The following is a 22,768-nucleotide window of genomic DNA, read 5'->3' as shown; positions in this document are numbered from 1 at the left end:
CTGAAGTGCGCCTGAAAGCGGTAGAATTCACCCCTCTGCTCATCACCACGTCGTCCCGCTGCAACGCGGGACGACGTTTTTTGACGCGGCCAGTCCCGGGCTTGAAGGCGGGCCCACTGCGGGCCGGCCCATGCCGCGGCCGGCCGCGGGGTAATTTCTCAGCGCTCCTAGATGCCGATCAAAGACCAACTATTCCTCGCCAGCCAGTATCTCGCCCCTCACCATCTGGTGTCGCGGCTCTTCGGGTACGCATCCGACTGCCGGGAACCCGCGGTCAAGAACTGGATGATCTCGCGCTTCGTCCGCCGCTATGGCGTGGACATGCGCGAAGCGCTGCAGGAAGACCCGCTGGCCTACGATTGCTTCAACGACTTCTTCACGCGGGCATTGAAGGAAGACGCGCGGCCGCTGGACGACGAGCCGGGCTCGGTGGTGTGTCCCGCCGACGGCGCCATCAGCCAGATGGGCGCGATCGAACATGGCCGGATCTTCCAGGCCAAGGGCCACAGCTACGGCCTGGCCGACCTGCTGGGCGGCGACACCGAGCGCGCAGCCCCGTTCCAGGGCGGCGAATTCGCCACCATCTATCTGTCGCCCAAGGATTACCACCGCGTGCACATGCCGGTCGCAGGCACCCTGCGCGAAATGGTCCACGTGCCCGGCCGCCTGTTCTCAGTCAATCCGCTGACCGCCCGCAACGTGCCGCGCCTGTTCGCGCGCAACGAGCGCGTGGTGTGCATCTTCGACACCGAGCACGGCCCGATGGCGGTGGTGCTGGTGGGCGCGATGATCGTCGCCTCCATCGAGACGGTGTGGGCCGGCCTGGTCACGCCGCACAAGCGGCGTGTCAAAGCCACCCGCTACGATGACGCGGCGCGCGCCCCGATCCATCTGGCCAAAGGCGCGGAAATGGGCCGCTTCAAGCTGGGCTCCACCGCCATCGTGCTGTTCGGCCCCAACCAGATCCGCTGGGCGGATACGCCCTCCGTGCTGGGTCCGGTGCGCATGGGCGAGCTGATGGCGCTGCCCGCGTAGTTTCCGGGAAGCTCTTCGCTTAAATCGAAATTGGATGTCTGGTTTTATTCGCTTTATGCGATGAATCGGCGTTGCTAGATTACGGGCTTTTGCCGGCCCGCCATGACATCCCTGCTCTCGACCACTGCCAGTCCCCGCGCCGCCTCGGCCGACCGCCCCTTGCCGCGCGCGCTGGCGCGCATGCTGTCGCTGGACGACTTCGAGGCGGCCGCGAAACGCCGCCTGCCGCGGCCGATCTTCGGCTATGTCGCGGGCGCGGCCGAAGACAACCAGTCCCTGCGCGGCAACCGCAACGCCTTTGCGCAGTACGCGTTTTCCCCGCGCGTGCTGGTGGACGTGTCGCGCCGCACGCAGCAAACCGAGCTCTTTGGCCGCCGCTATGCCTCGCCCTTCGGCATTGCCCCGATGGGCATCAGCGCGCTGTCGGCCTACCGCGGCGACATCGTGCTGGCGCGTGCCGCGCGTGAGCAAGGCATACCCGCCATCCTCAGCGGCACCTCGCTGATTCCGCTGGAAGACGTCATCCGCGCAGCGCCCGGAACCTGGTTCCAGGCCTATCTGCCGGGGGATCCGCAGCGCATCGACGCGCTGGTCGAACGCGCCCGCCACGCCGGCTACGAAACGCTGGTGCTGACGGTGGACATCCCCGTGTCGGCAAACCGCGAAAACAACGTGCGCACCGGCTTCTCCACGCCGCTCAAGCCCAGCCTGCGCCTGGCCTGGGACGGCCTGACGCGGCCGCGCTGGCTGGCCGGCACGTTCATGCGCACGCTGCTGGCCCATGGCATGCCGCATTTCGAAAACTCCTTCGCGACGCGCGGCGCGCCGATCGTGTCGTCGTCGGTGCTGCGCGACTTCAGCGCGCGCGACCACCTCAGCTGGGAACATGTGGCGCGCATCCGCCGCCAGTGGCCGGGCACGCTCATCATCAAGGGCATCCTGCACCCGCAGGACGCGGCGCTGGCGCGGCAGCATGGCGCCGACGGCATCATCGTGTCGAACCATGGCGGCCGGCAACTGGACGGCGCGGTCTCGCCGCTGCGCGCCCTGCCCGGCGTGGTCGCCGCCGCCGGCAACATGACCGTGATGATGGATAGCGGCGTGCGCCGCGGCAGCGACGTGCTCAAGGCGCTGGCGCTGGGCGCAAGCTTCGTCTTCGTCGGACGGCCCTTCAACTACGCGGCGGCGGTCGGCGGCGAAGCCGGCGTGGCGCATGCAATCGGCCTGCTGCGCGCCGAGGTCGACCGCAACATGGCGATGCTGGGCATCAACCATGTGCGGGAGATGGGGCCGGATTTGCTCGTGCGGGAGAATCCGCACGCGGCATAGAATGACGGTTCCCTTGCCACGCGCGCCGCGGCTTTCCGCCCGGCGCGCCCCAGAGTCGCCGTGTCCCTACGCCAATCCTCATTCTTCCTGCGCTTCCTGACCCTGGGCGCCCTGGCTCACGTCTACGTGGGCGCCCGCCTGATCCCCGACGCCCAACTGGGCGGAGCGGGTTCCGCCGCCGCCATCCTTGCCTTGCTGCTGTCCTGCATCCTGATTCCGCTGGGGATGCTGGGGCGTTCTTCCGTGCACCCGCCCTGGGGCGACCGCATCGCCTGGGTCGGGCTGTTCGCGATGGGCCTGTTCTCGTCCCTGTTCGTGCTGACGGTGCTGCGCGACGCGCTGCTGCTGGCGGCGGGGCTGGCGGATCTGCTCATCGGCGCCGGTCTGCCTTGGACCGCGCTGCGCCGGGCCAGCGCCTGGACCGTGCCCCTACTGGCTCTCGCCGCGACCTTGGTCGGCCTGTACAACGCCCGCAAGCGGGCGCGCGTGGTCGATGTGGACGTGCCCATCGCCGGGCTCGCGCCCGACCTGGACGGTTTCACCATCGTGCAGATCAGCGACATCCACGTCGGCCCGACCATCAAGAAACGCTACGTGCAGGCCATCGTCGACGCCGTCAATGAACAGCTGCCGGACATGATTGCGATCACTGGCGATGTGGTCGACGGCAGCGTCGAGCAGCTTTCCGCCCAGGCCAGCCCGCTGGGTCAGCTGCGCGCCACCCACGGGGTTTATCTGGTGACCGGCAACCATGAATACTATTCGGGCGCCACGCCCTGGATCGCCGAGTTCCGCCGCATGGGGCTGCGCGTGCTGATGAATGAACACGTGGTCATCCATCCCGCCGGCCTGCCCGTGGTGGTGGCGGGCATCACCGACTACAGCGCCGGCTCGTTCGATCCGCAGCAGCGCAGCAGCCCCAAGGCGGCGCTGGCGGGCGCGCCCGCCGATGCCATGCCCCGGATACTGCTGGCGCACCAGCCGCGCAGCGCGGCGGCGGCCGAGCCGCTGGGCTATACCCTGCAATTGTCCGGCCATACGCATGGCGGACAATTCTTCCCCTGGGGTTTCTTCGTGCGGTTCCAGCAGCCCTATACGGCCGGCCTGCATCGCCTGGGCAAGATGTGGATCTACATCAGCCGCGGCACGGGCTATTGGGGACCGCCCAAGCGCCTGGGCGCGCCCTCCGAGATCACGCGCCTGCGGCTGCGCGCGGCTTGAGCGGCGCGGCTCAGCCGTTGTCCGGCAAGGGCCCGCGCTCCAGATAGCTGGTCAAGGCGATGTCGCTGGTGGTGTTGGTGATGCCGTCGATCTGATGGATGCGGGCCAGCAGCGCCTCCAGTGCCTGCGTGTCGCGCACGCGCACTTTCAGCAGCATGGCGCTCTTGCCAGTGATGGTGTGGATCTCTTCCACCTCGGTCAGCTCGGCCAGCCCCAGCACCTGCTGCGTAATGGTCCAGTTGTTGGTGTCCACGTGCACGAAGGCCAGCAGCGGCCGGCCGATGCGCGCGCCATCCAGCTTGGCGGCGATGCCTTTTATCAGGCCGTCGCGCTTCAGACGCTTGACCCTTTCATGCACGGCCGGGGCGGAGAGGTTCAGCATTTTGCCCAGTTCGGCGTAGCTGGGAGAGGCATCGTCGGCCAGCAGCGTTAATAGCTTTCGGTCGCGGTCGTCAAGATCAGGCATTGGAATTGGGTTCTGCCGAACGGCATTCGAACTTTTATGGAATAAGGAAATATAAGCGTTAACCCTTATTTTATTCCAATAAAATTTCGCGATGCAGAACCGTAGCACCCGCAGCGCCCGCCCCGCCTCGTCCGTCCCCGCCCTGATGTTCGCCGTCAGCGTCGTAGGCTCCAACGGTCTGGCGCTCAGCCCCATCCTGAGCGACGTGGCGCGCTCTTTTTCCACTTCCCCGCTGACCATCAGCACCGCCATTTCCGCGTATGGCGCGGCCACCGCCGCCAGCGCCTTCTTTTTGGCCGCCCGCATCGACCGCATCGGCGTGCGCCGCTCGCTGCTGGGCGCGATGGCGGTGCTGATCGCCGCGCTGATCTTGTCCGCCTGCGCGCCGCACTGGATCGTGCTGACGCTGGCGCAAGCCCTGGCAGGCGCCGCGGCGGGCGTCATCCTGCCCGCGGCCTATGGATCGGCCGCGCTGATCGCGCCGCCCGGCCAGGAGGCGCGCACCCTGGGCCGCGTCATCGCGGGTTGGTCCGTGTCGCTGGTGGCGGGCGTGCCGCTGTCCGCGCTCATCTCCGACGCCGTAGGTTGGCGCGCTACCTACGCCACGCTGGCGCTCTGCGCCGCCATCGCCGTGCTCGGGCTGCGCCAGCTGCCGGAGCGCCGCGCCGAAAATCCCGCGCCGCTGCGCCTGTCGCGCCTGCTGGCGCCGTTGTCCTATCGCGACGTGCCCGCTTTGCTGCTGGGCTGCCTGGCGTTCTCGTCGGCCTTCTATGGCGTGTATGCCTTCCTGGCCGACCATGTGCGCGGCTTGCTGGGGCTATCCGCGGGACAGGTAGGCTTCATCGCTTTCGCCTACGGCGCAGGGTTCCTGCTGGCCGGGGTAGCTGGCGCGCCGCTGATCGAGCGGCTGGGGCCGCGCCGCGCCCTGCCGATGGCGTTGGGCGTGATCGCGCTGGTGTATCTGGGGCTGCTGCCGGCCGCACATGCGTTGAGCGCGGTGCTTGCCATCGCCACCCTCTGGGGCGCGGCCTCGCAACTGAGCCTGAACCTGCTGGTGCTGCTGCTGTCGCGCGCCCGGCCCGAAGAGCGCGGCGCGGTGCTGGGGCTGAATACCTGCACCACCTACCTGGGCGCAAGCGTCGGCACCGCGATCGCCGGCACCATCTACACCCACGCGGGGTTCGAAGCGCTGGGCTTGGCCGCGGCCTGCGCCCTGGCCGCCGCGGCGCTAGGCCTGCATTGGCGCCTGAACGGCCGGCGCGCGGCGGGCGGCCAGGCGGCTGCCTGAGCGCCCCTTAGCTCCGGTACTCCACCGCGCAATCCCTACCCGACCGCTTGGCCTGATATAGCGCGAAATCCGCACGGCGCAGCACGTCCGACGCGGTGGCGTCGCCAGGTAGAAAGCCCGCGATGCCGCCGCTGACCGACAGCGTCACCACCGCCCCGTCGATATCCGCCGGATGCTGCCGCAGGCTGGCGCGCAGGCGCTCGCAGATCGCGCGCGCCACCGCCGCGTCGGCGTCCGCCAGCAGCACCAGGAATTCCTCGCCGCCCAGCCTTCCTGCCGAATCGCCCTCGCGCAGACAGGCGCGCAGTTGATCGCAGAAGTGCCTCAGCGCCACGTCACCCCCCAAGTGCCCATAGCGGTCGTTGACCTGCTTGAAGTAATCCAGGTCCAGCATCAGCGCGGTGGTCGGCCCGCCCGCGCCACGGCGGCCGTCGGCCAGGCGTTCTTCCATGCGCTTGAGGATTTCGGCGCGGTTCCAGCAGCCGGTCAGGCTGTCCACCCGGGCCATGCGCTCCAGCGCGGCTTCCGCGCGCCGGCTTTCAGTGATGTCCATGCCCAGGTTCACGACCTTGCCGTCGGGCAACTTGACGTTGGACCAAAGCACCGACAGTTGCTCGCCGTCGCGTGTGCGCGGCTGCCATTCGCGGAACGAGCGTTCGGGCCGCGCGACGACGCTGTCCATCGCGCGATCCCGTACCGCCGGATCGGGGTAAAACAGCGCAAACGGGTTCGAGCTCAGCTTGATCTCGGCTTCGGACCAGCCGAAGCGCCGCACACAGGCGTCGTTCCACAGCGTGCAGCGGCCGTCCTGGTCGAAGGCGTTGATCAGCACCGGCGCCGACCGGAACAGCGCGCCGAACTGCGCAATGACTTCGTTTTGGCGCGCCAGCTCGCTTTCGCGCGCGGCCGCGCCCAGCACGGCGTGCTGCGCGAAGCTGGCCAGTATGGCTTGCGCGTTGGCGTGGGCTGACGCATCGGCCAGCTCGCGCCTGAAGAGAAAGGCGATGTGGCCGCAGGCGACTCCATTCCCGTCGAAGAGCGTACGCGCCACGCAGGCCCGCACGCCGGCCTCCAGCAGCCAGGGATGGTCTTGCCGCAAGTCTCGCAGACACGCCTGCGAGGTCTGATCCGCCAGCCGCGCATGCAAGGCGTCGCCCGCGCCCGCGGGATCGGCCGCCAGGCCCGCGCCGCAACTGACGCTGGCGATCAGCTCCGTCCCGTCGCCGGCATCGTGCAGCCGCACCCAGGCGTAGTCCACGCCCATGTCCGCGACCGCGCGGTTGACCAGCGTATCGAAAAAACCGGCCTGCGGCCCCGCCGCGAGGATCGCGCTGGCCGCAGCCAGGATGCGGCCGTCATCGACGGGCAGGACCTGGGCATGGGCGGCATCGTCGGGCGATGGAATACGCATGGCTTGGGGCTCGAAAGTAGAGGGCGCGCCCTGCGGAGCAGCCATGGCGGCGCCTGATCTCCGGGCGGGAGGAAAATTGGGGCCAGTATACGAGCTATCTCTGAGCCGAACTGCCAAGAATCGTCAACGCCCGCCCCCCCCCCTCGGCTCGCCGCGCCGCGCTACCAGGGAAAGTCGATCAGGTCGCCATAAAGGCTGCGCAGCTTGGCCTTCACTTCGGCCGAGTTCTGGTAGATCGAAATGAACTTCAGCAGGCGCGGATCCTGCGCGCCGGCCGGCGTGGCCACCCAGCGGATGGCATAGCGCCGCACATTGGCCGGATCGGTGTTGTCAAAGGCCAGGCCGTCCTTCTCGTTCAAGCCGGCCTGCTTGGCGAAGGTGGTGTAGGTGACGGACGCGGTCACGTCGTCGAAGGTGCGCGCGGACTGGGAGCCTTCGATCGGCACGAACTTCAGCTTCTTGGGGTTCGACACCACGTCCTCCAGCGCGGCCTGGTGCGCCACGCCGGGCTTGAGCTTGATCAGGCCGATGGATTCCAGCAGCAACAGCGCCCGGCCGGTGTTGACCGGGTCGTTGGGAACCGCAATGGTCGCGCCCTCGGGCATCGCGTCGCCCTTCTTCAGCTTCTTGGAAAACAGGCCGATGGTGGTGGAATAGCCGTAGGCGATGGGCTTAAGGTCAGCGCCGCGGCGCTGGTTGAAGAGTTCCAGGAAGGGTTCATGCTGGAAGAAGTTCGCGTCCACCGAACCGTCGGCGACCGCGATGTTGGGCAACACCCAGTCGTTGAATTCCACCAGCTTGACCTCCAGGCCTTCCTTTTGGGCCTGGGCGATGGCGATCTCGGTGGCGGCATTGGCCACGCTGGGGATCACGCCGATGCGCAGCGGCTTGTCCTGCGCCATGGCGGCGGAGGCGCAGGCCAGCGCCAACCCGGCCGTGGCCGCGCAGCGGGTGAATTTCAGTAGCAGTTTGTGCAACAACATGAGGACCATCCAGGTAGGAAAACAGGGCATCGCCCCGCGCAGCCGCTATTGTGCAGCAGCCCGCGGCATCGCCCGGCAATGGCCTTTGTCACGCAATGGCAATGCCGCGGACCGGATTGCGGCGCTAAGATGGCTGCAATACCTCCTCGGGAGACGCTCATGAGCGCGGTATTGAACACCCAGCCGGGCGCGCAGTCCGCCGCCAGCCACCGCGACCGCGTGGAAGACCAGCTCGGCGCGCACAACTACCATCCGCTTGACGTGGTCATCGCGCGCGGCAGCGGCGTCTGGCTCTACGACGTGGACGGCCGCAAGTACCTGGATTGCCTGTCGGCCTACTCCGCCGTCAACCAGGGGCATTGCCATCCCGCCATCCTGGCCGCCATGGCCGAGCAGGCGCAAAAGCTCACGCTGACCTCGCGCGCCTTCCGCCACGACCAGATGGCGCCGTTCTACGAAGACCTGGCGCGCCTGACCGGAGCGCACAAGATCCTGCCCATGAACAGCGGCGCGGAAGCCGTGGAAACCGCCATCAAGGCCGTGCGCAAATGGGGCTACGAAGTGCGCGGCGTGCCGGAGAACCAGGCCGAGATCATCGTCTGCGCCAACAACTTCCATGGCCGCACGCTGGGCATCGTGGGCTTCTCTACCGACCCCGACGCCTATGGCCACTATGGGCCGTTCGCGCCGGGATTCAAGATCGTTCCTTTCGGCGACTACGAGGCCTTCGACGCCGCCATCACGCCCAACACCGTGGCATTCCTGGTGGAACCGATACAGGGTGAAGCCGGGGTGGTCCTGCCGCCTGCGGGCTATTTCGCGCGGGTGCGCCAGCGCTGCACCGAGCGCGGCATCACGCTGATCCTGGACGAGATCCAGACCGGCCTGGGCCGCACCGGCAAGCTGCTGGCAGAAGAGCATGAAGGCATCGAAGCGGACGTCACCTTGATCGGCAAGGCGCTGTCGGGCGGTTTCTACCCCGTGTCGGCGGTGCTGTCCAACGCCGACGTGCTGGGCGTGTTCCAGCCCGGCCAGCACGGCAGCACCTTCGGCGGCAACCCGCTGGCCTGCGCCATCGCGCGCGCCGCGCTGCGCGTGCTGATCGAGGAAGGCATGATAGAAAACGCGGCCGCCATGGGTTCCTACTTCCTGGACCGCCTGCGCACCCTGCCGGGTCCCGTGCGCGAAGTGCGCGGACGCGGCCTGATGCTGGCTGTGGAACTGGAGCCCGACGCCGGCGGCGCGCGCCTGTGGTGCGAACGCCTGCAGGCACGCGGGATGCTGGTCAAGGATACGCACGGCCACACGCTGCGCCTGTCGCCGCCGCTGATCGTGACGCGCGAACAGATCGACTGGGCCTGCGACCAATTGAGCGCGGTATTATCCGCCACTTGATGCCCCCCTACCGGAGTCCGCGATTTGCAGAACACCGCCAGCCTGCCCCACCACATCACCCTGATCGGCGCGCCCACCGACATCGGCGCCGGCGCGCGCGGCGCGTCCATGGGGCCTGAAGCCCTGCGCGTGGCGGACCTGGGCCCGGTCATCGAGGCCCAGGGCTTCCAGGTGACCGACCGCGGCAACCTCTACGGCCCCGCCAATCCCTGGCTGCCACCGGTGGACGGCTATCGCCACCTGGACGAAGTTGCCGCCTGGAACCGCGCGGTGCACGACGCCGTCCATGAGGAATTGAGCCAGGGCCGCCTGCCCATCCTGCTGGGCGGCGACCACTGCCTGGGCATAGGCTCGATCAGCGCGGTCGCGCGCCATTGCCGCACGGCTGGCAAGAAGCTGCGCGTGTTGTGGCTGGACGCCCATGCCGACTTCAATACCAACGCGCTCACCCCCACCGGCAACATCCACGGCATGCCGGTGGCCTGCCTGTGCGGCTACGGCCCGGCGCAGATCACGGGCCTGTCCGGCCAGACGCCCGACATCGAGCCGGGCTGGGTGCGGCAGATCGGCATCCGCAGCGTGGACCAGGGCGAAAAGCGCCTGGTGCATGAGGCCGGGCTGGAAGTCTTCGACATGCGCTACCTGGACGAAATGGGCATGCGCGCCACCATGGAAGCTGCCCTGTCCGGGCTGGACGCCGATACCCATCTGCACGTGAGCTTCGACGTGGATTTCCTCGACCCGGAAATCGCCCCCGGCGTGGGCACCACCGTCCCGGGTGGCCCCACCTACCGCGAGGCGCAGCTGTGCATGGAAATGATCGCCGACACCGGCCTGATGCGGTCGCTGGACGTGGTGGAACTGAACCCTGCCTTCGACGTGCGCAACAAGACCGCGGAACTGGCGGTGGACCTCATTGAAAGCCTGTTCGGCAAGTCCACGCTGATGCGCCGCGGTTCCTGAGCCGCCTGCACAGGCCCTAAGCTTCCCGGCCGAGACGGATCGCTTCCGCCGTCTCGGTCAACAAGCGCAGGTTCTCTGCGCGCCTCTCGGCAACGCGCGACGTGGGTCCCGCCATGCACAGCGCGTACCATTCCCCGCCCAGGTCCAGCGCCACCGCCAGCCCGGTCAGGTCGGCCACGCTTTCGCCGGCGTTTTCGGCCCAGCCCCTGGCCGCCGTCCGCTCCACTTCGTCCAGCAGCGCCTGGCGCGTGACCAGCGTGCGATCCGTATAGCGTTCGTACCCGGCGTCCGCCAGGATGCTCTCGCGGTCGGCCGGCCCCAGGCGCGCAAGAATGGCCTTGGCCAAGGCGCTGGTGTGCAAAGGCCGCCGCACCCCGGGCCGGGTCGCGTAGTGCACCGGGTGGGTGGATTCCGCCATGTCCAGGAACAGCACCGCGCCGTCCTGGATCTTGCCCAGCATCACCGTTTCATTGGCCGCATCGCGCAGCGCCGCGAGCTGCGGACGCACCCGCTCCATCCAGGGATCGCCCGATTGGATCGACCCGCACAAGGCATGCAGCTTGGGCGTGGGGTAGTAGCCGGCGCGCCGCCGGACCTCGTACAGATAGCCCCGCGCCACCAGCGTGCGCACCAATGCCAGGCAGCTGGACATGGGCGCGCCCAGGCCCTGCGCCAGCTCGGTCAGCGGCATCGGCCGCCGCTCCTGGGCAAACAGTTCGATCAGTTCCAGCGTTCTTGCGACGAGCTTCACTTCCATGCGTCTACCCCTCGCGCGGCGTCCCTCCAGCCGGCGCGCCCGCGCTTCGACTTGGGAAATCCACTATGTTGACTTTTCATATGTGCGAACCTAAATTCTTGCACAAGAATTTTCTTTCACCAATGTGAAATAATTTTCGGCCACATGGAGAACTGGCGCCCCGCAAGCAGATACACAGCATCCCAACGAGACACCAATAATTCGGCCCTCATCGGGCCGGGAGGCAAGCAGATGCGTATCAAACCCCTGTTGGCGGCGCTGGCCGCCTCGCTGGCCGCCTGCGCGGCCCAAGCCCAAAACGACGTGGTGCGCCTGGGCGTGTCCAACGACCGTTCGGGCATCTATTCCGACCTGGGCGGGCTGGGCTCCGAGATGGCCGTGCGCATGGCGGTCGAGGACTTTGGCGGCAAGGTCGCCGGCAAGACCGTCGAAGTCATAGGCGCCGACAACCAGAACAAGGCGGACGTGGCCTCGGCCCTGGTTCGCCGCTGGTTCGACACGCAAGGCCTGGTGGCCGTGGTGGACGGCGGCGCCAGCTCCGCAGGGTTGGCCGCGCAGGGCGTGGCGCGCGAAAAAGGCGGAACCGCCCTCATCAGCGGCGGCTTCGCCGGGGACTTCAGCGGCAAGCAGTGCAGCAATCTCAGCACCCAATGGGCGCCCGACACCTATGCCCTGGCCAATGCCGTGGTCAAGAGTGTGGTCGAAAGCGGCGGCAAGTCCTGGTACTTCATCACCACCGATTACGTCTTCGGCAAATCGCTGGAAGCCAACGCCTCGCGCTTCGTGGACAAGGCCGGCGGCAAGGTGCTGGGCAGCACCCGGCATCCGCTGGGCGCGCTGGATTTCGCTTCGTTCCTGGTGCAGGCCCAATCGTCCAAGGCTGACGTGGTGGGCCTGGCCAGCGCCGGCGGCGATCTGGTCAACCTGATCAAGCAGGCACAGGAGTTCGGACTGACCAGCGGCAAGCAGCGCATGCTGACCTTCCTGACCTTCATCAACGACGTCCAGGCGATGGGCCTGCCCGTGGCGCAAGGGCTGACCTTCCCCACCGGTTTCTATTGGGACGCGGACGAGGACACCCGGGCCTGGACCCAGCGCTGGCAAAAGAAGATGGGCGTGACGCGCGCGCCGTCCATCGTGCAGGCGCTGAGCTACGTTGCCACGACGCACTATCTGCAAGCCGCCCAGGCCGCCGGCACCTTCGACGGCGCGACCGTCAACCAGAAGATGCGCGAGTTGCCCATCACCACCAAACTGATCAAGAATGCCCGGGTGCGCCCCGAAGACGGCCGCGTCATCATGGATCTGTATCTGGTCGAAGTGAAGAAACCCGCCGAATCCAAGTACCCCGGCGACTTCTACCGCATCCTGTCCACGGTGCCGGGCGAAAAGGTCTTCGTGTCCCTGGCGGACAGTGAATGCCCGACCGTGAAGAAATAGCCTTGCCACGCCGCGCCCGCCTCGCGGGCCGGCCGTAGAAACCACCCAGGAGGAGACATCCCATGAAGTGCTATTGCGTCGTGAACTTCCGCGAGCCCTTGCAGGAAATGAACCAGCCCACGCCCACGCCGCAAGGGTCGCAGGTGCTGCTGAAGGTCCGCGCGGCTGGCGTATGCCACAGCGATATCCACTTGTGGGAAGGCGGGTACGACCTGGGCCAGGGCCGCACGCTGTCGCTGAAGGACCGCGGCGTGTCGCTGCCGCTGACCATGGGCCACGAAACCGTGGGCGCCGTCGTCGCCGCCGGCCCCGACGCCCAGGGACTCTCGGCCGACCGCAACTACCTCGTCTATCCCTGGATCGGCTGCGGCAAGTGCGCACCGTGCCTGGCCGGCATGGAGAACCACTGCTCCGCGCCCGCCTGCCTGGGCGTGCACCGCGCCGGCGGCTATGCCGACCACATCCTGGTGCCGCATCCGCGCTACCTGATCGACATCGGCGACCTCGATCCCGCGCAGATCGCGCCCTATGCCTGCTCGGGGCTCACCACCTATTCCGCGCTGAAGAAGATCGGCCCGGACGTCTACCGTTCGCATCCCGTGGTCATCTTCGGCGCGGGCGGCCTGGGCCTGATGAGCCTGACGCTGATCAAGGCCCTGGGCGGCGCCGGCGCCATCGTCGTCGACATCGACCCGGCCAAGCGCCAGGCCGCGCTGGAAGCCGGCGCGCTCGCCGCCATCGACGGCGCCGCGCCCGATGCCGCGCAGCAGATCATCAAGGCGGCCGGCGGCAAGCCTGTCCAGGCGGCCATCGACCTGGTCGGCGCGCCCGCGACCACCTCGCTCGCCTTCGACTTCCTGACCAAGGGCGGCAAGCTGATCATCGTGGGCCTGTTCGGCGGCGCATCGTCCTGGCCCATCGCGCTGATCCCCATGAAGGCCCTGTCCATCATCGGCAGCTACGTCGGCAACCTGACCGAACTGCAGGAACTGATGGAGCTGGTGCGGGCCGGCAAGGTTCCGCCCATGCCCGTGCATCGCCACGCGCTGGCCGAAGCCGACAGCGTGCTGGCATCGCTGCGGGCCGGCAAGGTCGTGGGCCGCGCGGTGCTGACGGACTGAACTAGACGGGGCGCAGGCGCGGATCGTAGATGAAGCGTTCGCGCCGCACCACCACGATGTGCTCGGCGTCCGGGTGCGCCGGATTGATCAGGAAATTGCAGTCCGGCACACCCCGATAAGGCACGATGGCGCTGGGCAGTTCAAGCAGCGCCGACACGCCGGACTGCACCCAGTTGTCGCCCACGGCCTGCGAGGCTTCGGCGAAAGGCACGGCGTCCCAGAACGGATAATCCTCGTGCAACTGCGTCAGGCTCAGCGCCTGGCGGGCTTCGTGGACGGCGCGCGGCACCGCCAGTTCGATCAGATAGCGGTTGGCCTGCTCGGATGCGCGGGCCGCAAAGTGCACCACCGTTTCCAGCGCCGCCAGCGCCACGCTGGCCGAGGCATAGACCACCGCCGTACCCGGGGTGTTGTAGCGCCCGCCCACGGCCGCGGCGCCCGCCCCGCTCAAATCGTCGGCGCGGTACTTGCCTGCGGTAGTCCCGATACGCCAGATCGAAATGCTGTCGTCCGTCATGCGTAGACGCCCGCCGCGGCGCGCGCCAGCGTGTCCTCGACGATGCGGCTGCTGGCGTCGGATGTCAGCAGGGACAGCGGCTTGACGTTGCCCAGCGCGGGCACCGGCGTGTTCAGCCAGGCGACCGCTTCTTCGTCGCTGCCCAGCACCTGGCGCGCCACCCGCGCCACCCGCGCGACGCGGGCCAGGCGGTCCGATTCGCCCAGCGGCAGCATCAGGCCTTCGCGGCTCCAGCGTGACAGCGACGCCGCCTTGACCTCGGTGATGGCCATGATTTCAGACTTGGGCACCTGCAGGTAGTCGGCGGCGTCGTCGACCATCTGCGCGGGCAGGCCGCGGCGCACGTCGCGCGCCATGTCCACCAGGGGGCTGTCGACCAGGCTGCGGAACAATTGCTTGGCGCGCGCCGCCGCATGGCGCGGCGGACGCTTGGCGGGGTTTTTTTGAAGGGCGGCTACGCTCATGGCCTGGCTCCTGCAAGTCTGGAGGCCGCGGCTGCGGTCCTCCTGGAATTTCCAAATTGAATTCATGATATTCCATTTGGAATTCCCGCCACAAGATCCGTCCCCGACAGCGACACCCCCGGGGTGGAGGCAGGATTTGGGCATATCATAGGCGGCTGTAACACGATAGCTCAGACACTTATAAGGACTGGCGATGACGGACCGGCAGCTGACGATACTCGCGGCGTTGAATCTCATGGTGGCGGTGGGCGCGGGAGCCTTTGGCGCCCATGGCCTCAAGCGCATGCTGACGCCGGAATTGCTGTCCGTCTGGCAGACCGGCGTGCTGTACCACCTGATCCATGCGCTGGGCCTGTTCGTCGTCGCGCTGCTGGGCGCCCGCTACGGTTCGTCCCTGCTGTCCGCGGCTGGCGTGGTGATGTTCGTCGGCATCGTGCTGTTCTGCGGCAGCCTGTATGTGCTGTCCCTGACCGGCACGCATTGGCTGGGCGCCGTCACGCCTTTCGGTGGCGTCGCCTTCCTGGCGTCATGGGCCATGGTCGCGCTGGCGGCCTATCGCGCCCAAGGCTGAACCCTCCCCCCTTCCTTCCCTTTCGGGCGGCCGGAACCGCCGCCCTCCCAGGCTGTAGATGTCCACCTCTTCCGTACTTCCCGCCGCCCAGGCCCAATCCGCCGCAGCAGGCATCGCCTGCGTGGTGGGCGGCATTTTCTTCCTGACCTTGAGCGACGCCAACGCCAAATGGCTCGGCGCCAACTACAACCCGCTGCAGATCCTGTTCCTGCGGGCGCTCATCGCCCTGCCTTTCGTCGCCTCGCTGGCGCTGTGGCTGGGCGGACGCCGGGTCTTACGTACCGCGCACCCCGGCCTGCACCTGACGCGCGGGGCCATCAACGTCGTCTCGGCCTATTGCTTCTATCTGGGCCTGCGCACGCTGCCGCTGGCCGAGGCCACCGCCATCGCGTTCGCCGCGCCGCTGTTCGTGACGGCGCTGTCGGTGCTGGTCCTGAAAGAACGGGTGGACGGCAAGCGCTGGCTGGCCGTGCTGGCCGGTTTTGCCGGCGTGCTGATCGTGGTGCGGCCGGGGGCCGCAACCTTCCAGGCGGCCACCTTGCTGCCGCTGGTTACCGCCTTGCTTTATGGGGTGATGATGATCACGGCGCGCGGCATCAACCGCAACGAAGGCATGCTGACGACCACGCTCTACATCGTGCTGGGCCAGCTGGTCTGTAGCGCGGTCGCCCTGCCCCTGGTATGGGAGCAGCCCGCGATGGAGGATCTGCCGTACTTCGGCGCCGTCGCGTTGTTCAGCACCCTGGGCCTGGCGCTGATCACCCAGGGATTCCGCATCGGTCCCGCCTCGGTGGTTGCGCCTTTCGACTATACCGGGCTGATCTGGGCCACCATCCTGGGCTGGATCTTCTGGCAAGAGACCCCGGACGCCTATGCCTATCTGGGCGCGCTCTTCATCGCCGGCAGCGGCGTCTACATTGCCTTGCGCGAAGCGCGGGCCAAGTCCAGGACCCGCAAGCCGGCCAAGGCCTGACGCCGGGCTACTCCGTGGGCGGCGGAAAATGCCGCTGCAGCACGCGGGCCACGTTCGGTTCCAGCGCCGCCTCGCACGCCACGGCGGTCAGCGCCGGACACTCGGATGCGAACCACGCCGGCCCGGGACGCCAATGCGTCATCACCGTCACGTACAGGTCCAGCGCCGAAAAGCGCCGGCCCAGCATGTGCGGGGCGCCAGCCTGACGTTCCAGTTCCAGCCAGATCTCCGCCCGCCGCGTGTGCACGCGCTGCCTCAGCAGCTCGGCGGCGGGGCCTGCCGTGGTCCATTGCGGCGGATCATCGCCATAGGTGAACGTGGGATAGATCGCCGCCACCAGCCGGATCAGCAAATTCAGGAATCGGGCGCGCTCAGGCTTATCGGGCGCGGGCGCCAGGCCGGCGTGGGGCGCCACGTCGTTCAGATGCAGGATCATGGCCGCGCTCTCGGTCATGACTTCGCCGTCCGGCAGGACCAGCGTGGGCACCTGCCCCAACGGATTCAATTGCAGCAGCCTGTCGCGTTCGGCGCCGGGCTTGAGGTACGGCAGGTCCGTCAAGGTGTGCGGCACGTTGGCCAGCACCAGCGCCATCTCGACGATGGCGGATCCGCAGCCCGCGGATCCGATCAGCTCATACGGTTTCATGGCGTTCACTCCCCCTGTTCGGCCGGCGCCAGGCGCAGCAACTCTCCCGGCGAGGCGTCCGTCAACACGTACACATAACCGTCCGGTCCTTGCCGCACGTCGCGTATCCGCTGCTTGCGATCCGTCAGCAGCCACTCCTGCGCCACCACGCGGTCGCCGTCCAAGGTCAGGCGGATGAGATTCTGATTGGCCAGCGCGCCGATGAACACGGAATTGCGCCAGGCGGGAAAGCGGTCGGCGCTATAGAAAGCCATGCCGCTGATGGCCGGCGACTTCGGCCACCAGTAGAGCGGCGGCTCCATGCCGGGCAGGTCGGCGCCCTTGGCTTCGGGGATGGGCTGGCCCGAATAGTTGATGCCGTGGGTAGCCAGCGGCCAGCCGTAGTTCTTGCCGCGCTGGACCAGATTGATCTCATCTCCGCCGCGCGGCCCGTGTTCGTTCTCCCAGAGCTGGCCGCTCCAGGGATTGAGCGCCATGCCCTGCGGATTGCGATGCCCGTAGGACCAGATCTCGGGCCGCGCGCCGGCCTGGCCAACGAAGGGATTGTCGGGCGGCACCGAGCCGTCGGCCTTCAGCCGCACCACCTTGCCTTGCAGCTTGTCCAGGTCCTGCGCCGTGGGCCGCTGGTTGTTCTCGCCCAGCGAGATGTACAGATAGCCCTTGCCGTCGAACACCAGCCGCGATCCGTAGTGCAGGCCCGACGACAGCTTCGGTTGCTGGCGGAACAGCACGCGGAAATCCTCCAGCGCAGTACCGTCGGCGGACAGCTTGCCGCGGCCCACGGCGGTGCCGCTCTTCGAACCGTCGGCCTCGGCATAGGACAGGTAGACATAGCGGTCCCGCGCGAAGTCCGGCGACAGCGCCACGTCCAGCAGGCCGCCCTGGCCCTGCGCCGCGACCTTGGGCACGCCGGCCAGCGGCTTGGACAATCCGCCCGGGATGCGCAGCAGCCTGAGGTTGCCGGGACGCTCGGTAATGAGCACGCCGCCTTCGGGCAGAAAAGCCATGGCCCAGGGATGATTGAGCCCGCCCACCACGGCCGTGACGCGGGCCGGGACCGATGCGGGTTCGGGCCCCGGCTGCGCGGACGCGGGCAGCGCCACGCACAAGGAGAACGACAGGAACAGCGCGCGCGCGATTGCGGCGGGACGTGACGGCATGGGCATCTCCGGCAACGGGTGGCGTACCATATCGGCCAGGAACGGAGATCCCCGTCCTTGCTCTCAGGAGACCCCATCTGATGAAACTGTACTACATGCCCGGCGCGTGCTCGCTCGCTTCCCACATCGTTCTGGAATGGATCGGCAAACCCTATGAAACGCACAAGCTGAGCCGCGACGAGCTCAAGGGTCCGGAGTTCCTGAAGGTCAACCCGCTGGGCGCCGTGCCCGCCCTGGCGCACGACGGCTGGACCGTCACGCAGAACGCGGCGATCCTCGAATACCTGGCTGAACACGCGCCGGAACTGCAGCTGCTGGGCGACGGCTCGCCGCGCTCGCGCGCCGAAGTGCGCCGCTGGCTCGGCTTTATCAACTCGGACATCCACAAGACCTTCTCGATGATCTTCGGCGCGTCGCGTTTCGTCGGCGACGAAGGCGCGCAGAAGGAGCTGGCCGCCTCGGCTTCCGCGCTGCTGACCAAGCTGTTCGCGCAGCTGGACGGGCAGCTCGCCGGCAAGTCCTACCTGACGGGCGACAAGCCGTCCATCGCCGACGCCTACCTGTACGTGGTGCTGCGCTGGGCGCACGCCAAGGAAGTGAACCTGTCGGGCCTGGACAACCTGGCCGCGTTCTTCAAGCGCATGGAAGCCGACAAGGGCGTCCAGGCCGCGCTCAAGGCCGAAGGCCTGTAAGGCCTCGGCGGGGCTTGCGCCGCCAGCCGCAAGCCCTCAGCTGGAAGCGCCGGGCGCCAGTTCGCGCGGCGCGCCCTCTTCCAGCGTCTTCTTCACTGCCGCCAGAAAGCGCCGCGCCAGCAAGGGCGGCGCGCTCAGATTCGAATGCGTGGCCCAGATATCCACGCTGGCCTGCGGCAATATCGGGCGCAAGACCATGTGCGCGGCCTGATCCGGCGTCACGCACCAGGCGTCCACCAGCGCCGGCCCCAAGCCCTGTTGCACGAAAGAACAGGCGGTCACGGGCGAATGCACCTCCACCGCCGCCGCGCAGGCCGGCCCCTCGCCGAAGAAGGGCTTGAGCGCACGCGCGAGCGGCGTGCCGCGGGGATAGCCGATCCAGGCCGCGGTGGAGAAATCCTCCGGCCGCACCACCTCGCGCGCCGCCAACGGGTGGCCGGCAGGCAGCGCGCAGACGATAGGCACCCGCGCCAGGCGCACGGACCGCAGATTGGGATGATCGGGGGGCTGCATGGAGATGCCTATGTCCGCCTGGCCCGATAGAAAATACGCGGCCAGCTCGTCAAAGGTCACGCTGCGATAGTCGACGCGCGCGTCCGCATTGCGGCCGCGGAAGCGATCCAGCGCCATCGGAATGAGGCGCTGCCCGAAACTGGCGCTGGCGACGATCTTCAGCATTCCCGCGCCCGACTGGCCCAGGCTGGCAGCCAGGTCGTTCACGCGCTGGATGCCGCCGTAGACCTGCTCCACTTCCGCGTATAGCCGCCGCGCCTCGGCCGTCGGCGACAGCCGGCTCTTCACGCGTTCGAACAGCTTGTAGCCCAAGCGGCTCTCGGTCAGCGCCAGCACGCGGCTGACGGCCGGTTGCGAGACATGCAGCATGCGGCCCGCGCCGCTGATCGATCCAGCCATCATGATGGCGCGGAACACCTCGATCTGGCGCAGGTTCAAAGGCCGTCCGGCGGTGGGTCCGACCTCGTCCGCGTAGGCATGCTCATCCATTTCTTCCCCTGGCAAATCAGCACCAAACCGATAACGCCCGATTATAGGTTTTCGACATTTTTCGATGAGGGCGCGCGCGGATGCGGGGTGTAACCTGCCGGCCTCAACACCACAAAATCAAGGGGAATCCACCATGCGCAGCAAACTCTTCCGCGGCCTTTCCGCGCTGGCGCTCGGCGCCGCCATGTCGGCCGGCGCCACCGCCGGCGCCTATCCGGACAAGCCCATCACCTTCGTGGTGCCGTCGGCCGCCGGCGGCTCGCCCGACGTGCTGTCGCGCCTGATCACGACCCAGCTGGCGCGCGACACCGGGGCCACCGTGGTGGTCGAGAACCGCCCCGGCGCCGCCGGCAACATCGGCATCGCCCTGGTCAAGCGCGCCGCGCCCGACGGCTACACCGTCGGCTACGGCAACATCAACACGCTGGCCGTGAACCGTTCCCTGTTCAAGCGCCTGCCCTACGACGTGGACGCGGACCTGACGCCCGTGGCCCATCTGTTCGACCTGTACAACGCGCTGATCGTGCCGGCCGACTCGCCGATCAAGAGCGTGCAGGACCTGATCGACCGCGCCCGCAAGGAACCCGGCCGCCTGTCCTACGGCGCTTCGGGCGTGGGCACCACCGGCCACATGGGCGGCGAACTCTTCAAGAGCATGGCAAAGGTCAACGTCATGTTCATCCCGTACAACGGCGGCCCCGCCGCCATCCAGGACCTGCTGGGCGGCCGCCTGGACTACCTGTTCGTCAACACCTCGGAAGCGACCCCGCTGGTCAAGAGCGGCAAGGTCCGCGCCATCGGCGTAAGCAGCCTGAAGCGCCTGGCCCTGATGCCCGACGTGCCCACGCTGGACGAAGCTGGCCTGAAGGGCTACGAAACCGTGGCCTGGGGCGGCGTGGTGGCACCCAAGGGCACGCCGCCGGAAGTGGTGGCAACCCTGAACGCCGCCATCCAGAAGGCGCTGCAGGCGCCTGAAGTCCGCACGGGCCTGGCCACGCTGGGCGCCGAACCGGCCAGCGGCTCGCCCGCCGACTTCAAGCAGCTGATCGACCGCGAAACCGCCAAATGGCAACGGATCATCGACGGCGCCGGCATCGAGAAACTCGACTGAACATGAGCGCACGCATGCTGCAAGCAGACTTCATCGTGGCGGGCGCCACGCTCGTCGACGGCACCGGCGGACCCGCCCGACAGGGCGACCTGGCGGTGCATGACGGCCGCATCGCGGCGGTGGGCAACTTCGCCCACCCCGCGGGCGTGCCGGTCATCGACGCCGGCGGCCTGGCGCTGGCGCCCGGATTCATCGACTCCCACACCCACGACGACGGCTACCTGCTGGCGCATCCGGACATGCTGCCCAAGGTCTCGCAGGGCATCACCACCGTGGTCACCGGCAATTGCGGCATCAGCCTGGCCCCCTTGGCCGGGACCGCCATCCCGCAGCCGCTGGACCTGCTGGGTCCGGCCGAACTGTTCCGTTTCAGCAGCTTCCGCGCCTGGATGGACGCGCTGCGCGCCACGCCCGCCGCTGTCAACGTGGCCCCGCTGGTCGGCCACACCACGTTGCGCGTGGCGGTGATGGACGACACCTCGCGCGCCGCCGACGCGGACGAACGCGCCGCGATGCGCGCGCTGCTGCAAGAGGCGCTGGACGCGGGCGCCTTCGGCGTATCCACCGGCACCTTCTATCCGCCGGCCAGCGCCGCGCCCACCGACGAGATCATCGACGTCTGCGCGCCGCTGCGCGGCCGTCCCGGCGTCTACGCCACCCATCTGCGCGACGAGGCAGACCACATCGTGCCGGCCATGGAAGAAGCGCTGCTGATCGGCCGCGAACTCGACTGCCGCGTGGTGTTCTCGCACCACAAGCTGGCCGGCGAGCGCAACCACGGCCGCAGCCGCGAAACCCTGGACCTGATCAGCCGCGCCGCCGCCACCCAGGCGGTGTGCCTGGATTGCCATCCCTACCCCGCCACCTCCACCATGCTGCGGCTGGACCGCGCGCGGCTGGCCAGCCGCACCATGATCACCTGGTCCAAGGGCTACTCCGAAGCCACCGGCCGCGACTTCAGCGAAGTCATGGCGGAACTGGGCCTGGACGACGAAGCCGCTGTCGCACGGCTCGCGCCTGCCGGCGCCATCTACTTCCTGATGGACCCGGCCGACGTCGGCCGCATCTTCTCGCACCCGCTGACCATGGTGGGCTCGGACGGCCTGCCCTTCGATCCGCATCCGCACCCCCGCCAATGGGGCACCTTCACCAACGTGCTGCGCGCCATGGTGCGCGAACAGCGCCTGCTGACGCTGGAAACGGCCATCCACAAAATGACCGGCCTCGCCGCGGACCAATACGGCATCGCCGAGCGCGGCCTGTTGCGGGAGGGGTATCATGCTGATCTGGTGCTGTTCGATCCCGCCACGGTGACAGATGTGGCCACTTTTTCAGCTCCCATTCAGGCAAGCCAGGGCATCCAAGCAGTTTGGGTCAATGGCAGGCAGGTCTGGGACGGGGAACGAACCAGCGCCGAACGCCCGGGCCAGGTCTTGACGCCCGGGACGGCATTACCTCGGAGTAAATAACGTGAACAGCTATTCCCAGGGTTGTTACCTGGGTGTATTGGGCGGCATGGGCCCCATGGCGGGCGCCGCCTTTGCCCTGCGCCTGGCGGCATTGACGCCCGCCGCGATCGACCAGCAGCACATCCCCACGCTGCTGCGCAACGACCCCCGCATTCCCGACCGTTCCAGCGCCTACATGGCCGGCGGCGAGAATCCCCTGCCCTACATGCAGGAAGGCGTGCGCTTTTTGCAGAACGCCGGCGCGCAGCTCATCGCCATTCCGTGCAACACGGCCCACCTCTGGTACGACCAGATCGCCGCGTCCACCGACCTGCCCGTGCTGCACATCATCCAGGCCGTCATCGACGACCTGCGCCGCCTGGGCCTGCCCGCCGGCCGCATCGGCCTGATGGGCACCGCGGCCACGCTCAAGCTGGGCCTCTACCAGCGGCATCTGGAAGCGCAAGGCTACGAGTGCATCGTGCCCGACGACGACGAAGTCGAGCGTTACTGCATGGGCTCGATCCGCGCGGTCAAGGCCAACCGCCTGGAGGACGCCTACGCGCCGGCCGCCGAATGCATCGCCCGCCTCAAGGCGCGCGGCGCGGACGCCGTGGTGCTCGGCTGCACCGAACTGCCGCTGGCCGTGCCGCATGCGCTGCGCCCCAGCCTGGGCGTGACGCTGACCGACTCCATCGACGCGCTGGCGCGAGCCGCAATCGCGCACTACCAGGCCGAACAACTGCTGGCGGCCTGAGCCCGCTACTCCTTCCCC

At 68.1% G+C, this 22,768-nt stretch carries 23 protein-coding genes; 14 read left to right on the top strand and 9 right to left on the bottom strand.

What is annotated here, in order from left to right; genetic code table 11:
* Positions 1–171 precede the first annotated feature (171 nt).
* From asd to NGK62_RS20335, 3 genes are all read left to right on the top strand, one after another.
* Positions 172–1,035: an archaetidylserine decarboxylase gene (gene asd / locus NGK62_RS20345; protein ID WP_059375944.1), complete on the top strand. Its 864-nt coding sequence runs from the start codon at positions 172–174 to the stop codon at positions 1,033–1,035.
* A 102-nt stretch (positions 1,036–1,137) separates the two neighbouring features.
* Positions 1,138–2,364: an alpha-hydroxy acid oxidase gene (locus NGK62_RS20340; protein ID WP_059375943.1), complete on the top strand. Its 1,227-nt coding sequence runs from the start codon at positions 1,138–1,140 to the stop codon at positions 2,362–2,364.
* A gap of 60 nt (positions 2,365–2,424) precedes the next feature.
* On the top strand, positions 2,425–3,585 hold the full coding sequence (locus NGK62_RS20335; protein WP_118932456.1) for a metallophosphoesterase: 1,161 nt from the start codon (positions 2,425–2,427) through the stop codon (positions 3,583–3,585).
* 10 nt (positions 3,586–3,595) lie between these two features.
* Here the strand turns inward: NGK62_RS20335 and NGK62_RS20330 are convergent, their stop codons facing one another.
* Positions 3,596–4,051, bottom strand: a complete 456-nt coding sequence (locus NGK62_RS20330; RefSeq protein ID WP_054454198.1) for an Lrp/AsnC family transcriptional regulator — start codon at positions 4,049–4,051, stop codon at positions 3,596–3,598.
* A 91-nt stretch (positions 4,052–4,142) separates the two neighbouring features.
* Here NGK62_RS20330 and NGK62_RS20325 point away from each other — a divergent pair, with 91 nt between their 5' ends.
* Positions 4,143–5,339 carry an MFS transporter gene (locus tag NGK62_RS20325; RefSeq protein ID WP_059375938.1) on the top strand — a complete coding sequence of 399 codons (1,197 nt, stop codon included), beginning with the start codon at positions 4,143–4,145 and terminating at the stop codon, positions 5,337–5,339.
* Between the two features lie 7 nt (positions 5,340–5,346).
* On the opposite strand, the gene NGK62_RS20320 is transcribed toward NGK62_RS20325, so the two are convergent.
* Complete coding sequence (locus NGK62_RS20320; RefSeq protein ID WP_251880019.1) at positions 5,347–6,795, bottom strand: sensor domain-containing diguanylate cyclase; 1,449 nt, start codon at positions 6,793–6,795, stop codon at positions 5,347–5,349.
* A 116-nt stretch (positions 6,796–6,911) separates the two neighbouring features.
* Positions 6,912–7,733 carry a MetQ/NlpA family ABC transporter substrate-binding protein gene (locus NGK62_RS20315; RefSeq protein ID WP_059375936.1) on the bottom strand — a complete coding sequence of 274 codons (822 nt, stop codon included), beginning with the start codon at positions 7,731–7,733 and terminating at the stop codon, positions 6,912–6,914.
* A 159-nt stretch (positions 7,734–7,892) separates the two neighbouring features.
* Here NGK62_RS20315 and rocD point away from each other — a divergent pair, with 159 nt between their 5' ends.
* Both rocD and rocF read left to right on the top strand, forming a co-directional pair.
* A complete protein-coding gene (gene rocD, locus NGK62_RS20310) occupies positions 7,893–9,128 on the top strand; it encodes an ornithine--oxo-acid transaminase (protein WP_059375934.1) in 1,236 nt (411 codons plus the stop codon).
* Positions 9,129–9,152: 24 nt separating this feature from the next.
* Positions 9,153–10,091, top strand: coding sequence for an arginase (rocF, locus tag NGK62_RS20305; protein WP_251880017.1), 939 nt, complete (start codon positions 9,153–9,155; stop codon positions 10,089–10,091).
* Positions 10,092–10,107: 16 nt separating this feature from the next.
* Here the strand turns inward: rocF and NGK62_RS20300 are convergent, their stop codons facing one another.
* Positions 10,108–10,848, bottom strand: coding sequence for an IclR family transcriptional regulator (locus NGK62_RS20300; RefSeq protein ID WP_251880015.1), 741 nt, complete (start codon positions 10,846–10,848; stop codon positions 10,108–10,110).
* Between the two features lie 231 nt (positions 10,849–11,079).
* Between NGK62_RS20300 and NGK62_RS20295 the strand changes: the two genes are divergently transcribed.
* Together NGK62_RS20295 and NGK62_RS20290 are read left to right on the top strand one after the other, a co-directional pair.
* Positions 11,080–12,288, top strand: coding sequence for an ABC transporter substrate-binding protein (locus NGK62_RS20295; RefSeq protein WP_251880014.1), 1,209 nt, complete (start codon positions 11,080–11,082; stop codon positions 12,286–12,288).
* Positions 12,289–12,350: 62 nt separating this feature from the next.
* Positions 12,351–13,409 (top strand): alcohol dehydrogenase, encoded by a 1,059-nt coding sequence (locus tag NGK62_RS20290; protein ID WP_251880012.1) that lies wholly within the window; start codon positions 12,351–12,353, stop codon positions 13,407–13,409.
* Position 13,410: 1 nt separating this feature from the next.
* On the opposite strand, the gene NGK62_RS20285 is transcribed toward NGK62_RS20290, so the two are convergent.
* Together NGK62_RS20285 and parS are read right to left on the bottom strand one after the other, a co-directional pair.
* A complete protein-coding gene (locus NGK62_RS20285; protein WP_251880009.1) occupies positions 13,411–13,926 on the bottom strand; it encodes an RES family NAD+ phosphorylase in 516 nt (171 codons plus the stop codon).
* The gene (gene parS / locus NGK62_RS20280) at positions 13,923–14,390 is read right to left on the bottom strand and encodes a type II RES/Xre toxin-antitoxin system antitoxin (protein WP_251880007.1); all 468 of its coding nucleotides are present in this window, start codon (positions 14,388–14,390) and stop codon (positions 13,923–13,925) included. Before parS ends, NGK62_RS20285 begins: the two co-directional genes overlap by 4 nt.
* 193 nt (positions 14,391–14,583) lie before the next feature.
* On the opposite strand from parS, the gene NGK62_RS20275 reads away from it, so the two are divergent.
* The gene (locus NGK62_RS20275) at positions 14,584–14,961 is read left to right on the top strand and encodes a DUF423 domain-containing protein (protein ID WP_251880005.1); all 378 of its coding nucleotides are present in this window, start codon (positions 14,584–14,586) and stop codon (positions 14,959–14,961) included.
* Positions 14,962–15,019: 58 nt separating this feature from the next.
* Positions 15,020–15,934 (top strand): DMT family transporter, encoded by a 915-nt coding sequence (locus NGK62_RS20270; RefSeq protein ID WP_118932462.1) that lies wholly within the window; start codon positions 15,020–15,022, stop codon positions 15,932–15,934.
* A 7-nt stretch (positions 15,935–15,941) separates the two neighbouring features.
* On the opposite strand, the gene NGK62_RS20265 is transcribed toward NGK62_RS20270, so the two are convergent.
* Entirely contained in the window at positions 15,942–16,580 is a 639-nt protein-coding gene (locus NGK62_RS20265; RefSeq protein ID WP_059376186.1) for a glutathione S-transferase family protein, read from the bottom strand.
* 5 nt (positions 16,581–16,585) lie between these two features.
* On the bottom strand, positions 16,586–17,740 hold the full coding sequence (locus NGK62_RS20260) for a PQQ-dependent sugar dehydrogenase (protein ID WP_251880003.1): 1,155 nt from the start codon (positions 17,738–17,740) through the stop codon (positions 16,586–16,588).
* A gap of 80 nt (positions 17,741–17,820) precedes the next feature.
* Between NGK62_RS20260 and NGK62_RS20255 the strand changes: the two genes are divergently transcribed.
* The gene (locus NGK62_RS20255; RefSeq protein ID WP_118932464.1) at positions 17,821–18,432 is read left to right on the top strand and encodes a glutathione S-transferase family protein; all 612 of its coding nucleotides are present in this window, start codon (positions 17,821–17,823) and stop codon (positions 18,430–18,432) included.
* Between the two features lie 36 nt (positions 18,433–18,468).
* Here the strand turns inward: NGK62_RS20255 and NGK62_RS20250 are convergent, their stop codons facing one another.
* Complete coding sequence (locus NGK62_RS20250) at positions 18,469–19,434, bottom strand: LysR family transcriptional regulator (RefSeq protein ID WP_118932465.1); 966 nt, start codon at positions 19,432–19,434, stop codon at positions 18,469–18,471.
* A gap of 133 nt (positions 19,435–19,567) precedes the next feature.
* Here NGK62_RS20250 and NGK62_RS20245 point away from each other — a divergent pair, with 133 nt between their 5' ends.
* From NGK62_RS20245 to cuyB, 3 genes are read left to right on the top strand one after another with little or no spacing between them, the layout of a single operon-like run.
* On the top strand, positions 19,568–20,545 hold the full coding sequence (locus tag NGK62_RS20245; protein ID WP_059375902.1) for a Bug family tripartite tricarboxylate transporter substrate binding protein: 978 nt from the start codon (positions 19,568–19,570) through the stop codon (positions 20,543–20,545).
* 2 nt (positions 20,546–20,547) lie between these two features.
* On the top strand, positions 20,548–22,014 hold the full coding sequence (locus NGK62_RS20240) for an N-acyl-D-amino-acid deacylase family protein (protein ID WP_251880001.1): 1,467 nt from the start codon (positions 20,548–20,550) through the stop codon (positions 22,012–22,014).
* Position 22,015: 1 nt separating this feature from the next.
* A complete protein-coding gene (gene cuyB, locus NGK62_RS20235; protein WP_118932467.1) occupies positions 22,016–22,750 on the top strand; it encodes a cysteate racemase in 735 nt (244 codons plus the stop codon).
* The last annotated feature ends 18 nt before the right edge of the window (positions 22,751–22,768 follow it).

This window comes from Achromobacter sp. Marseille-Q4954 (genome assembly GCF_943737025.1).
Lineage (GTDB): Bacteria > Pseudomonadota > Gammaproteobacteria > Burkholderiales > Burkholderiaceae_B > Achromobacter > Achromobacter bronchisepticus_A.
This window is presented reverse-complemented; position numbering and strand designations above follow the sequence as displayed.